Genomic DNA, 14,661 nt, shown 5'->3' with positions numbered 1-14,661 from the left:
TCTCAGGGATATGGATGTCACTATTTATCACAATCCGCGCTGCTCTACTTCGCGAAATACCCTCAAATACCTTCAAGAACAAGGAATTGAGCCGACTGTAATTAATTATTTGAAGCAGCCCCTTAATGCGACGGAATTGCAGGAGCTTTTTAGCACCATGGGCATTCCTGTTCACGCAGGAATCCGCACTAAAGAGGCCGAATATAAGGAGCTGGGTTTAAGCCCCGAAACTCCCGAAAGTGAGCTTATCGACGCGATCCTCACCCATCCCAAATTACTTGAGCGTCCCATTGTGGCAACGCCGAAAGGGGCTCGCATAGCTCGCCCCAAAATCACTGTGATTGATGAAATGCTTTAACCCCTGATTGAGACAAAAATACCCCCAAGCATCTAGACTGACAATTATGTCTAAAGCATTGCCCCGCGCCATTTCCGCTGCTGCGCTGAGTTCTCTCCTTGTGGGATCGAGTTTCATCAATGCAGCTCCTGCTCAGGCCATCGCGGACGGGCGCAATGTTATCTCACTGCCCTCCCTCAACACTTCTTCTTCCCTGGTGCGTCTTCAGATCGGTAACGTGGCCTGCACCGGAACACTTATTACCCCAACGTGGGTGCTTACCGCGCGTCACTGCATTCCTGAAGCTGGCAATGCTGGAGCTGCCATTGGATCATCCACGATAAGCACCTTCGAGGCAGTTAAGCAGGCGATTATCCACCCCACCGCGGATCTAGCGTTAGTAGAGCTTTATTCCCCAAACAACGCAGCCACTCCGGAAATCTATGGTGCCCATGTCCAACCCGGTGAGCAAGGCACGGCCTCCGGCTGGGGCGGTTATTCAGCGCTTAACCAACAGATCGCCCAGCAGGCGGATGTCAACGTACAGCGACGTATAACAAACCTCGAGGGGCCTGATACCAGTGCGATCTTGTTGGAGGGACAAATTACCAATGGGCGGCTTATGCCTGGTGATTCCGGCGGACCGCTCTTTATCAATGGGCAATTAGCTGGTGTGCTGAGTATGTCCACCGCAGTTGAAGGTGCGGCGAACCATGCCGGAACTGTTGGTTGGTATGTTCCAGTCGCGGAATATGCTGATTGGATTACTCGTTATTCCGGCAAAGCCATGCCAGCAATCACAAATGCACCTTCCCCACTGGTCGATGCCACGGCTTTCCCCACTTATATTCCAAATCCACAAATTGTTAATATTCCAACGACCGGAAGTTCCACACTTGATGGATTTCTTCGAGACTGGGCTGCAGGCAGCGCTTAATTCATGTGGGCAACGCTACTGATTGTGCTGGCCATTGGAGTGGTCTGCATTGGACTAGCTCTTTACTTAAGCTTTCGCGACCGCAGCTTCCGCGCTAGTTCTTATAAAGTCCGAGCAGAAGTCACAGGGTTTATCCAAAACTCCGATGAACGCTATCAAACGCAATACCGCTTTACCCATGATGACCACGAGGTTTTCGGGGTGTTGGAAAAAACCACTCCCCATCCGGTTATGAATCCGGGGGAAGTGATTTTACTGCGAGTCCATAAAGATGATCCCACCAATGTTCGAGCAATGACGCCGAGGCGGGATATAACTGCCCGCGTATTCTTAATGCTTATGGGTGTATTGATGCTGCTCACAGCAATTCCGCTATTAGTTTTCGTGTCCTAAAGTTGCGGGAAAACCACATCACGGCTCAATGGTGCCAACTCGGCAGCTTGGGAATCAGCGGGGAAAAAGCGCGCCTCGGCGATTTCTTCAAACACTGCCGGAAGTTCGGTGAGGACATGGGCATAAACAAAAACATCACAATCAACGCTGAATCCGGATTCATTGGCAGCTTCAGCGCCAAAACGACCCAAATGTGACAGCTCCGTTGCCTCAAGCTTCAAATGGAGCTCTTCTGCGATTTCCCGAATTGCAGCTTCCAAACCTGATTCCCCTGCTTCGAGTTTGCCACCGGGTAGCATAAATGAGGCGGTGCCAGCTTTACGGACACTAAGGATTTCGCCTTGGGGGTTGCGGAAAACCACCGCCGCGATGCGGATTAGATTATTGTGCTGCATGTTCGGTCTCAAACACCAGCCCTTCGCTACCATCCCCGCGTCGAAAAGCAACACGCATGGCAATGCTGCGGCCGAAGCCGACCAGGTGGCGCCCAATGACGCTTTCAAAGCGTTCCACCAGATTTTCTGGTGCTTCGATATGAAGTAGTAAAACGCCATCTCCGGCAACCAGATCGCAGGAGGCGGTGCCATCAAAAGCTAGCTTCTCATCGGCAGCATCAGCACCGTCGCCTTTGAGCACGATGGAACCTCTGTTGGCTTCCCCATCCCAGTTGGTATTAAGTTTTTCCCCCAAATGGCTGGTCAATTGCTTGGCATATCGCCCTGGACGATCAAGACTGACTCGGGCCGTAGAAGAAACAATCATAAGTTTTATTCTATCCCTAAGGTTCGCTTTTCTCTGTTTTAAGCACAAGAGCTGCAAAAAGTAGGTCATGCAGTGGCGTTTTCACCCCAAATTTTTGCCCCGCTCTACAGATTGCTCCCAGCTGCGCATCAAGTTCGCTGGATTGGCCCGACAATAGATCTCGCTGCATCGAACTGGTGGAATTTTCCGGCATTTGATCAGCAAAATCCATAGTGCGCGCTACCGAATCAACCGGCATCTGCACCCCGGAAGCTTGAGCCACCTGGTAAATCTCAGTCATCAACGCCTTCAAAGAGTCGCGGAAATACGTGCGCAAGACCCCAAGAGGCTTTTCGACGAAAGCCCCCAGGCCACCAAATGCCGTCACAAACATCGCCTTCTCCCACATATCTACCCAAATATCGGAATGGGCAATTCCGTCAATACCGGCACTTTGGAGGATTTCTGCGAACTCTTGTGCACGCGGACCATCATCTTTAAAGGTGTAGGAAGTCGGACCACCTCGAAATTCCACTGCTCCAGGACCTGTGTGCACAAAAAATCCACGCACGACGCCGGGCCATACCCGCTGTTCTCCCACTACAGCAGCGGCTTCTAAAGGAGCTTCCACTGCATTTTGGGTGGTTGCAATAATCGCCTCTGGTGAAATTTCAGCGAGGAGTTCCTGTGCGGATGTGCTCTGCGCCAGGGCTTTGGTAGCAATCAGCACTACATCCACGTCACCTAATTCTTGTACCGTGGGGACAACTGGAACACGTACTAGGCGTTCACCAGCTGGATCTTTTATGAGCACACCACGCTCACGCAGCACCTTTAAAGTCTCACCTCGTGCCACCAAGGTGACATCGTGGCCTGCTTCTTTAAGGCGCGCTCCAAAAAATCCGCCCACGGCACCTGCGCCATTGATTGCAATCTTCATGACTGCCATAATGCCCCACCCCTAGTATCATTTGTATGCATTACCCCTCAATTTTAAGGAGTCAATCATGGCTGGCGGATTAGCAGCACTTTTAGATGACGTAGCAGCGATTACTCGCGCTGCTGCAGCCAGCGTGGATGATGTGACTGCGATGGCTGGAAAGACCAGCGTTAAGGCAGCCGGCGTTGTTGTCGATGATGCCGCGGTGACTCCGCAGTATGTGCAAGGTATTAAGCCTTCACGCGAGCTTCCCATGATTTGGCGCATTGCCAAGGGATCTTTAGTTAATAAACTCATCATTATTTTGCCGATAGCCCTGTTGCTCTCCGCTTTTGCTCCTTGGGCACTAACCCCCATCCTGATGTTGGGTGGCTCCTATCTCTGCTTTGAGGGTGCTGAGAAGATTTTCCATTCCATCCAGCACCGCATTAAGCATGAAGAGCATTCCACCAAACCAAAGTCTCAGGAATCTCCCCAATCAGAAGACCAGCTAGTAAAGGGGGCTATCACCACAGACCTCATTCTTTCTGCAGAAATTATGGTGATTTCCCTCAACGAGATCGCCGATCAAAGCGTTTGGATGCAAGCAGCGGTCCTCATTGTTGTTGGCATTGGCATCACCGCACTTGTTTATGGTGTGGTCGGATTCTTGGTCAAGATGGATGATATGGGTCTAGCTTTAACCCAGCGCGAATCCTCTGGAGCTAAAGCCTTTGGCCGTGGCTTGGTGAAGGCGATGCCGATTATTTTGCAGGTTATTTCCGTAGTCGGAATTTTCGCCATGCTATGGGTTGGTGGCCATATTATGGTGGTAGGTACTGAAGAATTAGGGTGGGCACTTCCCTATCACCTGGTTCACGGCCTAGAAGAATGGGCTCATCACCTTGGTGGCGGGGTACTAGGTTGGTTCGGCAATACTCTGGGATCTTTTATTTTTGGTCTCATCTGGGGAGCCATTATTTTGGCGGTAATCTTCTTGATAAAGGGATTCATTCCTAAGAAGGCTCCCGAGAAGCCTGTGAATGTTGCCGAATAGGCACACTAGGACGCCTTAATTTCCTCAGAAATCACCAGGTAGAAATGTACAAAGGTACAATTTCAATAGGCGTTAAACTCCTTGCTATCATCTCGATGGTTGCACGATCGCGCCTACCAAAATCGACATGAAGAGTCTGGAGGGATGATGACTGACACTATTAACCAGTCGGTCATCTCTATACCCCTGGATTCTCATGACCATACTCCAGTGTATCCACTGGTACCTCCCCTTTCTGGAGAAAAAATCCAACTCTACCCAGTCGAAAATATCCCCCGGGCGACACTTGAGAAGTTCGCCGCCGAGGATAAGCAGAATCGTTCTGTAAGCGCGATCTTGGTACCAGCAGACGCTGGTACCACCATCAAGGTCTATGTCTCAGGTGAAGCAGTCGGCACTCTTCGTGATCCTGAACTTATTTTTGACTCTCAATTTGCACGGATTTTCGCTTCAGGATCCGTCATTGACTGTGTTCTAAGAATCACCCTCGGTGAGTCATATTTGGCTGCCATCGCACTCGGCGATCCAGCACGATCAACTTTCCTTAACTCACCTCCAACAACCAAATGGACCCTCCTACCAGGAGGCAAAGAATGGACTGTAGAGCCGACAAAGCTTTCCCTCTTTAAGAACTTACCAGCTCAAGCAACTGTTTTATGCGAACTGCGTGAGGTTGAAGGCATTGTTTATCTATACCTTGATGGCCAAGAGTGCGGCATTCTTGATGTTGATTCCGCAGTTTCTCTTGCTGATGCAATAGCTTTTTGCCAAACTCATGATTTTCGGCCCATGGTGCGCACCTTCGTCAACCGTGAATGTGAATCCCACGTGTTGTGCATCAGGATTGATGCACTCCCCTTTATTGCATGGACCAAGAGCCAACGCCTCATCGAGACAAAACAGCTCCCGGCGCTCGTGCCTTTTTCAGAGCAGCCTTCGAGTTATCGTTCAAAGGTTGTTGCCTTCAGTAGCTCTTTGGAAAACCAAGAATCTACCTCTCCATATTCCACTTTAAGGTGCACACGCTATCAAAATTTCGCACCTAATTTATGGATTTTACTCGGCGTTATCACCGTTTTTCTGGGCGTTCACCTGAGTAGTTTTAGTCCGCGTGGCGCAGTTGGATTTTTGGGCCTCGGCATTACGGCTGTCATGATTTCGCTATGGGTTCTATTCCGTCGCAATCATGATTCCGAGAATTACATAGCACCACGGCACTGGGATTTTATTACCCCCCTGGCTTTGGGCGTAGCAATTCCCTCAATCGTTTTTGCCAATATTGGGCTTTTCGTGGATTCTGACGAATCTGCTAGTAGCTTCAAGCGGACTGAACTAACCACTCTCTCCAGCATTCCATTTGAAATTCTCATCGCCTCCCCGCCAATCACCAAAGAGTCCTCCAGTTCTAGAGGCAGCTCAAGTAGTGAAAGCACCAGCGAGAGTGACACCGGCGCAGGCGATCTAATAATGGAGTTCTTGGAAGATCCTTTCGCAGCTCTGAACCAGCGGTCTGAAACCGAGGATAACTCCCAACTAGTTCCGGGAGAAAATTCCCTGCAACTTCCGCAAGGGGCGGAGTCATTTCTAGCAGATTCGACCATAGGCTCAGAGCGAGCTAACCAAAACTCAAATAATCTAGTGATCGAAGCTCCTATTTCCCAGGCACCAAACCCGGAAGATATTCTGCCTGATTCACCGATTACCATTGAGCGCCCTGATACTGCTCCTGTCACCTTGGCAAAACCAACTCAGTCTCTTCCATCCCCAGTAGTAGAAGAAGAAACCTCCGCCGCGACTACGGTGATTCGGACTTCTGAGTCAACTCCAGCGTCAGAAACCACTTCTGAGCCTGAACCCACCGAATCCTTAGAACCAGTAGATACCACCGCGGAACCTACGGCTAGTAGCAATCCAGAAACTACAACCGAGGAAACTGCAGAACCCACTCCCTAAACAATCGAAAAAGGGCACCATCGCAATTGCGGTGGCGCCCTTAGGTTTGTATGGATTTAGTTCAGCGCAGCGATTGCAGCTTCATAATCAGGCTCGGTGGTGATTTCATCAACGAGCTGGGTGTAGATAACTTCGCCATTTTCGTCGATAACAACAACGCTGCGAGCCAGAAGCCCTTTCAGTGGCGAGCCGTCAAGGATCAGGCCGTTGTCCTCACCGAAGGTGGAACGGAATGCAGATGCGGTGGTGACGTTTTCGATGCCCTCAGCGGAGCAGAAACGGCCCAAAGCAAATGGGAGATCCTTGGAAACGCAGAGCACGGTTGTGTTTTCAAGCTGGGCTGCTTCTTCGTTGAATTTACGAACGGAAGCTGCGCAGACGCCGGTGTCTACGGATGGGAAGATGTTAATAACAACGCGACGACCCTTGAATTCTTCCAGAGAGACCTCGGAAAGATCGGTGGTCACGAGGGAAAAATCAGAAAGCTTGGAGCCTACTGCAGGAAGCTCGCCGGAGGTTGGGGTTTCAGTACCTTGAAAATGAGTTGTAGCCATGGCCACCATCCTAAGCAAAAGTGAGCCAAAGCTGCCAACAACATACCCAAGTCACCGCATAACCGGGCTTTTCGGGATCTAGGCGGAGAATTTAAGAGGCAGCGATGCCCTTTGCCGTGTCCAAAATCTATTCAATAGATAGGACGGTTGCCATGCAAAAAGGCAGATTCTCATGACTGGATTCGCGTCCACGGCGCCCACGAAAACAACCTCGAGAATGTCTCAGTTGATATTCCTAAAAGACGCGTCACAGTTTTTACTGGCGTTTCCGGTTCAGGTAAATCCTCGCTGGTCTTTGCCACCATCGCTGCGGAATCTCGCCACCTCATCAATGAAACCTACAGCACCTTTGTCCAGGGATTTATACCCTCGATGGCGCGCCCGGATATGGATCAGGAACAAATGGGAGCAAATCCGCGCTCCACCGTTGGTACTGCCACTGATGCCACCGCGATGTTGCGCATCCTCTTTTCCCGCATCGCCGAGCCCAATGCTGGCGGTCCGGGCGCTTATTCCTTCAACGTGCCCTCGGTCTCTGCTGCTGGTGCCGTCACCGTCGAAAAGGGTGGGAAGTCTAAAAAGGAGAAAACCACCTTCAAACGCACCGGTGGCATGTGCCCCGCGTGCGAGGGCATGGGCCGCGCCTCAGGCATTGACCTTAAAGAGCTTTTCGACGACAACCTCTCACTCAATGAGGGGGCTCTGACTATCCCGGGATATACCCAAGGTGGTTGGAACTATCGCATGTATGCGGAATCAGAGCTCTTTGAACCTGATAAACCCATTAAGGGTTTTACTGAGGAGGAAAGGCATAATTTCCTCTATTTGGAGCCCACCAAACGCAAAATCGCTGGGATCAATATGAGCTATGAGGGTCTAATTCCACCTATCCAAAAGTCGACGCTTAATAAGGATCGCGAAGGAATACAAAAGCATATTCGCACCTTTGTTGATCGTGCAGTGACCTTTATTCCCTGCCCGGCCTGCGGTGGAACTCGCCTGGCGCCCCACGCATTGGAATCAAAGATCAATGGCAAAGAATATTGCAGAGCTTTGCGCAATGGAAGTCCGCGACCTGGCGAAGTGGATTAAAGATGTGGAGGCTCCCTCCATCGCTCCGCTGCTCCAGGCGCTAAGCGATACCTTGGACAACTTCGTGGAAATCGGACTTGGCTATATCCAACTTGATCGTCCAGCCGGCACTCTTTCTGGTGGCGAAGCCCAGCGCACCAGGATGATTCGGCACTTAGGCTCTGCCCTGACTGATGTCACCTATGTTTTTGATAAGCCCACCGCGGGACTGCACCCCTATGACATCGAGCGCATGAATAAGCTGCTGCTGGATCTGCGCGATAAGGGCAATACCGTGCTGGTGGTTGAGCATAAGCCCGAGACCATTACCAATGCAGATCATGTTATTGATTTGGGTCCGGGTGCTGGTTCCAATGGTGGCGAGATTCGCTTTGAGGGATCCGTCGAAAAGCTTAAAAACAGTGACACCGTGACTGGCCGGCACTTTAATGACCGCGCCCAGTTAAAGGGTGCTTTTCGACGCGCCACTGGCGCGATTGAGATTCGGAATGCGCAGCGCAATAACCTCAAAAATGTGAATGTAGATATTCCATTAGTCGTGCTCACGGCGATTTCTGGAGTGGCTGGCTCGGGTAAATCTTCTTTGATTAGGGAGATTCCGCGTGATGACTCGGTGGTTTTTGTCGATCAATCCTCGATCCATGGTTCCAATCGTTCCAATCCGGCGACTTATACCGGCATGTTGGATTCCATTCGCAAGGCTTTTGCGAAGGCAAATGATGTCAAGCCGGCACTCTTCTCCCCCAATTCTGAGGGCGCTTGTCCGAATTGCAAGGGTGCGGGTTCCGTTTATGTTGATTTGGGCATGATGGCCGGGGTGTCTTCTCCTTGTGAGGTCTGCGAGGGCAAGCGTTTTGATGAGGCCGTGTTGGAGTATCACTTTGGTGGGAAAGATATTTCCGAGGTTTTAGGCCTCTCCGCGCAGCAGGCGGTGGAGTTTTTCTCAGCTGCCGAGTCTAAGATTTTGCCCGCGGCGAAGATCGCAAAGCGCCTGGTAGATGTTGGTTTGGGCTATATCACCTTAGGTCAGCCGCTGAGCACACTTTCTGGCGGTGATCGTCAGCGTTTGAAGTTGGCCACTCATATGGCGGAGAAGGCCACCACCTTTATTTTGGATGAGCCCACCACTGGCCTGCACCTTGCGGATATTAAGACCTCGTTAGCGCTTTTTGATCAATTGGTTGATGCCGGCAAATCGGTGATTGTTATTGAACACCACCTCGCCGTTTTGGCCCATGCCGATCATATTATTGATGTCGGACCTGGCGCCGGTTCCGATGGTGGTCAGATTGTTTTTGAGGGAACGCCTGCCGAGCTCATCAAGGTAGACACTCCCACTGGCCGTCACATTAAGAACTACGTGAGCTAAGCTCCGAAAACTCGGAATTTCTTGGCGTAGCCATCCTCTGTGCGCAGCACCTCTGGAATAAATTCCGCTGGTTTGGGGTGATTGGGCAGGGCTTCAAGGTAGCGTTGGTGCGCTTCCAAGGAAGCCACGCCTGCTGCCACGGACTCCGGCTTTAGCTGCATGGAGTGCGTGGGGTTATCGTGGCCGGTGATCATGATGTGGGTGGTGCTCCAGGGCTGCAAGCCCTCTGCAAGAAGTTCGCGCTGGGCCCAGGGGTTGGCTGCATCGCGGGTGCCATCAATGCCTGCGAGACCCGCCACGCGGTGGTCTGCTTGGTTGAGTCCGCCATAGGCCTCAACATCAAAATTGCTCAGGATTACTACGTCCGGTTTGCGCAGGCGAATCTCGCGGGCGATGTCCTTACGCAGCTCCAGGCCATACACCAACATGGAATCCGGGTGGTTAAGCATGGTGAGGTTTTTAACGCCAACCAAGTTACAGGCTGCTTGCTGTTCCGCTGCGCGCAAGGGGCCAGTTTCGGCTGGGTCGAGGCCCTGAATACCAGCCTCGCCGTGGGTTAGCAACAAATAGGAGACCTCTACTCCCGCGTCGCTCCATTCTTTAACCGCAGCTGAGAGGCCATATTCGGCATCATCCGGATGGGCGACTACAACCAGGACACGCTTCCAGTCCTGCCAATTTAGAGTTTCAAGTTCACTCATGTGCCCTAGCCTAGGCGAAGCTAATTAAACATGCCGAGTAGATAAGCCCCAAAAATCATGAGCAATGCTGCGCCGTGAATGGCTGTCACCTTGTGGGAGCTAAAGGCAAGCATATTAATCGCGGTGGCTGTGCCGACAAAAAGTACCTCGCCGGAGGTTGGTGCGAGCATAATCTCTTGCCCGCTAATAACTGCAATGAGCAGCACGCTGGGAATGCTCAAACCCAGCGTTGATACTAGGGCTCCGTGCACCAGATTGATCAGCCTTTGGCCTTCTCCACCCCAGGCTGCGCGCAAGGAGGTGATCGTTTCAGGCAGAAAGACGATGATGGCAATGACTAAGCCCGCCAATGCCGCCGGCGCTTTTAAATTAGTGAGCACAGTGTTCATGGAATCGGCCATTTCATGGGATAACAGCACAATAGGAATGGCCATGAGCAGCAGAATAAGAACTCTCAGCACCACATCGCGAGGTTTCGCCACGGTCTCCTTTTGAATGTGATGGGGTTCTTGAAAATCCTCAGCTTGAGCACCGGTTTGGCGATAAAGAAAGAAGCCATAAAGGCCCATTGTAAGCAGTGCAACCACGACCGCTTGTACCTTATTAAACTCCCCCAACACCAAGGGCAGCCCAAAGGCTGTCACCATCAAGGTGATAATCATGATCAGGTAAGTACTTGCGCCAATTCCATTATGTTTCAAGCCGCCAAACTTGATTCCCCCAAGTAGCAAAGCAAGACCCATGACCAGCGCCAAAATAATCATGGAGACAGCCAGCACCGAATCGCGCGCGATGGTGGCAGAATGCGCAGGTCCCAACATCACTGCTGAAATCAAAATTACTTCAATAACCACAATGGAAAGGCTGAGCAGCAATGATCCCAGTGGATCTCCCAGTATGTCCGCTAGCGATTCCGCCATTTTGACCACGCCAAACGCACAAAAAATAATCACCGCCACCACCACAACAAGGTGTAGCAGCGGCGATGGAAAAGCAATCCCGCCCAAGCCCACAACTGCCAGCCACCCCAGCACAAGGCGCAGGTAATCAATTCTGGACAATAATGGCATGGGCTTCATCCCGTCACTTCGTGGGCTATATCGCAACTCCATTCGAATCTAGCACAATTTCGATATCGGCCGGGATACTGAAATCCAGATGCTCGCGCTCCTGCTCAGCCCACATCTCCCAATAGGGCGCGTAGCTGGGGTCGCGCTGCAAAGCACGCTTCTTCCGCAACGATTCCGGCGCCGTGATCCGCACCGTCACCAAGGTGCCCAGCTTTAAAGCGCTGCTTTTCGACGCCGCACTCAGCGCCCCAGCGCCCTCCACGATAAGACTGTGGCCACGCTTTAAAGAAACCCATTCGCCTTGGCGATTAAGCTCCCAATCCCAGCGGAAGAAGCCAGGGTTTTTGGGATGCAAAACATCCCGCGCAACCATCTCAGATGCCGCGGCTAGCCCCGACCACCCGGGATAAAAATCATCAAGGTGCACCAGCTGAAAGCCCGTTATTTCAGCGAGCTCTGCAGCTAGTGTGGTTTTTCCAGAGCCTGATTGGCCATCGATAAGGATTGTGATCATGTACCCAAAAAGCGGAAATAGCCGGTATAAACCGCAATAAGAATGGCAGCAGTGGAAATCGCCAAACACACTCCAACGACGGCAAAATCTTTAACCCCCACCCGGGATTCGCGGGCCCAGGTGCGTCCGGTGGTGCGCCCAAATCCGCGGGCTTCCATAGCCGTGGCCAACTTTGATCCTCGCCTAATAGAGAGCACCAAGATGCCGAAAGTCATGGTGAAGAAGTGTTTAATCCGACCTTGATCAGCAATACCACGAGCTCTTCTGGCCCTAGCCATAGAATGCCAGTCTTCTTGGAATAAAGTCATGAGCCGAGTGCCAGCGATTGCTCCGATGACAAACCTCTCTGGCAGCTTCAAGATTTGAGCAAGGCCATCGCCCAGTTCGGTGGGGTCAATTCTGGCTATCAACACGATAACCGGCATGCCGATCGCCAGCACTCGCACGCCAATGGCCAGGGCTAAGGCCAGGGAATTGTCGGTGACATGTGCTAACAGGAAGCTGAAATACTCCTTACCTTCTGGACGTCCATAAAGCGCCATCGAGGTCGCCGCTAGAGGTGCCATGATAAAAAGTGGCCAGCCTCGTTTGAACAACATTTTCCAACTCACCCCAGCGAGAGGAGCCAAAAGCACCGTCGCAGCCAGCGCGATTGCAGCAGACACCACATCCACACTGAGCAGCAGCGGAGTGGTTAAAACCATCAGCGCAATAATGCGGGTAACTGGATTGATTCCATACAGTAGGTTCATTTTACGCTCACCTCGATGTGGTGATCGCCAAGTGCGGCAATGAAATCAGGGTCGTGGGTTACGGAAACAATGGTGGTCCCAGATTCACTAAGGCCACGCAGCATCCACACCAATTCCTTGAAGGTTTCAGAATCTTGGCCAAAAGTTGGCTCATCCAGTATCAAGAGTTGTGGCGCTGCTACCAGAGCAGTTGCAACCGAGAGTCGGCGTTTTTCGCCACCACTGAGGGTATAAGGATTTGCATTTTCCAAGTGCCTTAAACGCAAACGGTCCAGCAGCTCTTCAATGCGGTCGCTGGCATCTACCTGCATTACCTTTGGTCCCACCTCAAGTTCCGCGCGCACACTACGAGAGACAAATTGGTGTTCGGGGTCTTGGAAAACAGTGCCAATGCGTTGAGCCAGTTCTGCAGACTTCCACCGGTGCGGAGGCTTTTTTAGGCCTTGTTTGAGATTGTCGCTTAGTTCCAAGTGGCCTGATTTAGGTGCAATCAGTCCACCGATTGTTAAGGCCAGAGTTGATTTACCAGCACCATTGGGTCCAGTAATCACCGTGGAGGCAGTCGCGGGAATGTTAAAGGAACGCGCTGGTCCCCAGGAGCAAAGCAGCGTCTCCGCACTCATAAGGGATGCCGTTGACGCAGGCCGTGCCGTGGGCAGCGATCCCAAAGTGGGCAAATCCGCGGGGCTTAAGTCTTGGCCATCAGTGATATTAATAATGCGGTTGATGGAATTAAGCCAGAGCTGGTGGCGGTGTTCCACCACAATTAAGGTAGCGCCAGTTTCAGCGACAACCTTATTGACGGCAGCCACTACTTCTTGCTGGCCTTCTGGATCAAGGTTGGCCGTGGGCTCATCCAACAAAATTAAGCGGGCGCCCATGGCTATTACTCCAGCCAAGGCCAGGCGTTGTTTTTGGCCACCTGAAAGATATTTGGTGGGATGGCTTAGCGGAAGGTTGAGTCCCACCATGTCGAGAGCACGTTCCACCCGGGGCCAGATTTCCGCCCGTGGGATTCCCATGTTTTCGCAGCCGAAGGCCACATCATCGCCAATACGAGAGGCGATGACTTGCGAGTCTGGATCTTGGAGCACCAGCCCCACCGAGGAGGCGTCGCAAAGCAACTCACCGCTGCTCTCGCCTTCCTCACCTCCCCCGAGCACCCCGGCCAGCGCGGCGAGCAGGGTTGATTTGCCGGAGCCGGAGGCGCCGGTGAGCAGGACGCGGTCGCCGGGCGCAATGTCGAAGTTGATATTGCTGAGCGCGGGATTTTTGCGAGATGCGTGGCGGTAGCCGAAATTGCGCGCGATAACTCGCGTGCCGATCGCAACGGTCATTAGACCTCCTGGCGGTATTCGCGACCAGCGGCAAAGCGCTCAAGGGCGCCGGTGCGAGCCAAGGCTCGAACCAGGAACCAGCCCAAGGCGCCGGCTAAAATTGCGCCGGAGATCAGGACCGTGGAGCCATAAATGAGGTTAAAGCTCAAAGATTTTGCGGCGTTGCCATAGAAGAAAAGCTCCAGCAAAATTGCACCCAGACCTGCACCAATACCGGAGAGCACAGCTACGGAGAGGTTGAAACGGCGGTAGAGGAAGATGGCGAAGATGATTTCGGCGCCGAGCCCCTGTGCCAGGCCGGAATAGATGGTGGCAATGCCCCACTGAGAGGCAAGTGCTGCAGATACGCAGGCTGCAAGGACTTCGACGAAGATGGCGGCACCTGGTTTGCGGATAATTAGTCCGCCGAGCACTCCGCCGAGCAGCCAAATTCCGATGGCGATGCCACCAAGGCCTGGGGTAAGTGCGTCAAAAGCGGTGGTCCAGGCATAACCGATGGAATTCCACACCACAAAAATGAGGCCGCAGGCAACGCCTAGTACTGCGGCGATGACGATATCAATTACTCGCCATTGTGAAGCTTTTTTGGACATATGAGTGGTAGTCATTTTTCCTCCCTAGCGCCGGCATTATCCGGATCAGGTTCAACGGTCGCAGCTGTGCTGCATCTCAGCCCGGAATTTCACCGAGCACCCGTGCTATCAAATTGTGTACTCGATCACCCTAACGCATGGGTAGTAAAGAAGCCAAGATGAAGCCGTGCGGTGCTGCTAGCGAAGGGGCGTGTGAAGGTACCTGTGAAGGTGCTCCAAGATTGAGACCCTTAAACACACCCCTAGGTACCCCCTTAAATAGTTAAGAACTTCCACGTTCCCACAGGCTGTGACGCCCGCCATAATTTTCTTCAACGTTCGCAGGGTGAACACTTTGCCGAA

At 52.2% G+C, this 14,661-nt stretch carries 15 protein-coding genes, 1 pseudogene and 1 riboswitch; of the genes and pseudogenes, 6 read left to right on the top strand and 10 right to left on the bottom strand.

From position 1 onward, the window contains the following. Window positions 1-10: 10 nt before the first annotated feature. From arsC to SFC07_RS09790, 3 genes are read left to right on the top strand one after another with little or no spacing between them, the layout of a single operon-like run. Entirely contained in the window at window positions 11-358 is a 348-nt protein-coding gene (gene arsC / locus SFC07_RS09800; RefSeq protein ID WP_411208148.1) for an arsenate reductase (glutaredoxin), read from the top strand. Between the two features lie 46 nt (window positions 359-404). After that, a complete protein-coding gene (locus SFC07_RS09795; RefSeq protein ID WP_411208070.1) occupies window positions 405-1,274 on the top strand; it encodes a S1 family peptidase in 870 nt (289 codons plus the stop codon). Window positions 1,275-1,277: 3 nt separating this feature from the next. Continuing rightward, a complete protein-coding gene (locus SFC07_RS09790; RefSeq protein WP_411208069.1) occupies window positions 1,278-1,667 on the top strand; it encodes a DUF3592 domain-containing protein in 390 nt (129 codons plus the stop codon). Here the strand turns inward: SFC07_RS09790 and SFC07_RS09785 are convergent. From SFC07_RS09785 to SFC07_RS09775, 3 genes are read right to left on the bottom strand one after another with little or no spacing between them, the layout of a single operon-like run. Further along, the gene (locus tag SFC07_RS09785; RefSeq protein ID WP_411208068.1) at window positions 1,664-2,062 is read right to left on the bottom strand and encodes an NUDIX hydrolase; all 399 of its coding nucleotides are present in this window, start codon (window positions 2,060-2,062) and stop codon (window positions 1,664-1,666) included. The two genes, SFC07_RS09790 and SFC07_RS09785, sit on opposite strands and share 4 nt — an antisense overlap. Continuing rightward, window positions 2,049-2,429, bottom strand: a complete 381-nt coding sequence (locus tag SFC07_RS09780) for a DUF2218 domain-containing protein (protein ID WP_411208067.1) — start codon at window positions 2,427-2,429, stop codon at window positions 2,049-2,051. Before SFC07_RS09780 ends, SFC07_RS09785 begins: the two co-directional genes overlap by 14 nt. 16 nt (window positions 2,430-2,445) lie before the next feature. Further along, window positions 2,446-3,348, bottom strand: coding sequence for a 2-dehydropantoate 2-reductase (locus tag SFC07_RS09775; RefSeq protein WP_411208066.1), 903 nt, complete (start codon window positions 3,346-3,348; stop codon window positions 2,446-2,448). Between the two features lie 67 nt (window positions 3,349-3,415). Here SFC07_RS09775 and SFC07_RS09770 point away from each other — a divergent pair, with 67 nt between their 5' ends. Together SFC07_RS09770 and SFC07_RS09765 are read left to right on the top strand one after the other, a co-directional pair. Continuing rightward, complete coding sequence (locus tag SFC07_RS09770; protein ID WP_411208065.1) at window positions 3,416-4,384, top strand: DUF808 domain-containing protein; 969 nt, start codon at window positions 3,416-3,418, stop codon at window positions 4,382-4,384. 144 nt (window positions 4,385-4,528) lie between these two features. Continuing rightward, window positions 4,529-6,337 (top strand): hypothetical protein, encoded by a 1,809-nt coding sequence (locus SFC07_RS09765; protein ID WP_411208064.1) that lies wholly within the window; start codon window positions 4,529-4,531, stop codon window positions 6,335-6,337. A 56-nt stretch (window positions 6,338-6,393) separates the two neighbouring features. Here the strand turns inward: SFC07_RS09765 and tpx are convergent, their stop codons facing one another. Continuing rightward, window positions 6,394-6,891, bottom strand: coding sequence for a thiol peroxidase (gene tpx / locus SFC07_RS09760; protein WP_411208063.1), 498 nt, complete (start codon window positions 6,889-6,891; stop codon window positions 6,394-6,396). Between the two features lie 147 nt (window positions 6,892-7,038). Here tpx and SFC07_RS09755 point away from each other — a divergent pair. Next, window positions 7,039-9,352, top strand: a pseudogene (locus SFC07_RS09755) (ATP-binding cassette domain-containing protein). On the opposite strand, the gene SFC07_RS09750 reads toward SFC07_RS09755, so the two are convergent. The 6 genes from SFC07_RS09750 to SFC07_RS09725 form a co-directional block, all read right to left on the bottom strand. After that, window positions 9,349-10,053, bottom strand: coding sequence for a PIG-L deacetylase family protein (locus tag SFC07_RS09750; RefSeq protein ID WP_411208062.1), 705 nt, complete (start codon window positions 10,051-10,053; stop codon window positions 9,349-9,351). The pseudogene SFC07_RS09755 and the gene SFC07_RS09750 overlap by 4 nt on opposite strands. A 20-nt stretch (window positions 10,054-10,073) precedes the next feature. Beyond that, window positions 10,074-11,132 (bottom strand): calcium:proton antiporter, encoded by a 1,059-nt coding sequence (locus SFC07_RS09745; protein ID WP_411208061.1) that lies wholly within the window; start codon window positions 11,130-11,132, stop codon window positions 10,074-10,076. Between the two features lie 16 nt (window positions 11,133-11,148). Further along, on the bottom strand, window positions 11,149-11,637 hold the full coding sequence (locus SFC07_RS09740) for a hypothetical protein (RefSeq protein WP_411208060.1): 489 nt from the start codon (window positions 11,635-11,637) through the stop codon (window positions 11,149-11,151). Continuing rightward, window positions 11,634-12,389, bottom strand: a complete 756-nt coding sequence (locus SFC07_RS09735) for an energy-coupling factor transporter transmembrane component T family protein (RefSeq protein ID WP_411208059.1) — start codon at window positions 12,387-12,389, stop codon at window positions 11,634-11,636. The genes SFC07_RS09740 and SFC07_RS09735 overlap by 4 nt, the downstream gene beginning before the upstream one ends. After that, the gene (locus SFC07_RS09730; RefSeq protein WP_411208058.1) at window positions 12,386-13,726 is read right to left on the bottom strand and encodes an ABC transporter ATP-binding protein; all 1,341 of its coding nucleotides are present in this window, start codon (window positions 13,724-13,726) and stop codon (window positions 12,386-12,388) included. The genes SFC07_RS09735 and SFC07_RS09730 overlap by 4 nt, the downstream gene beginning before the upstream one ends. Then, a complete protein-coding gene (locus tag SFC07_RS09725; protein WP_411208057.1) occupies window positions 13,726-14,334 on the bottom strand; it encodes an ECF transporter S component in 609 nt (202 codons plus the stop codon). Before SFC07_RS09725 ends, SFC07_RS09730 begins: the two co-directional genes overlap by 1 nt. Then, a riboswitch (TPP riboswitch) is annotated at window positions 14,324-14,433 on the bottom strand. Its footprint overlaps the gene before it by 11 nt. Between the last annotated feature and the right edge of the window lie 228 nt (window positions 14,434-14,661).

Source organism: Corynebacterium callunae (genome assembly GCF_046592015.1).
Classification (GTDB): Bacteria; Actinomycetota; Actinomycetes; order Mycobacteriales; family Mycobacteriaceae; genus Corynebacterium; species Corynebacterium callunae_A.
This window is presented reverse-complemented; position numbering and strand designations above follow the sequence as displayed.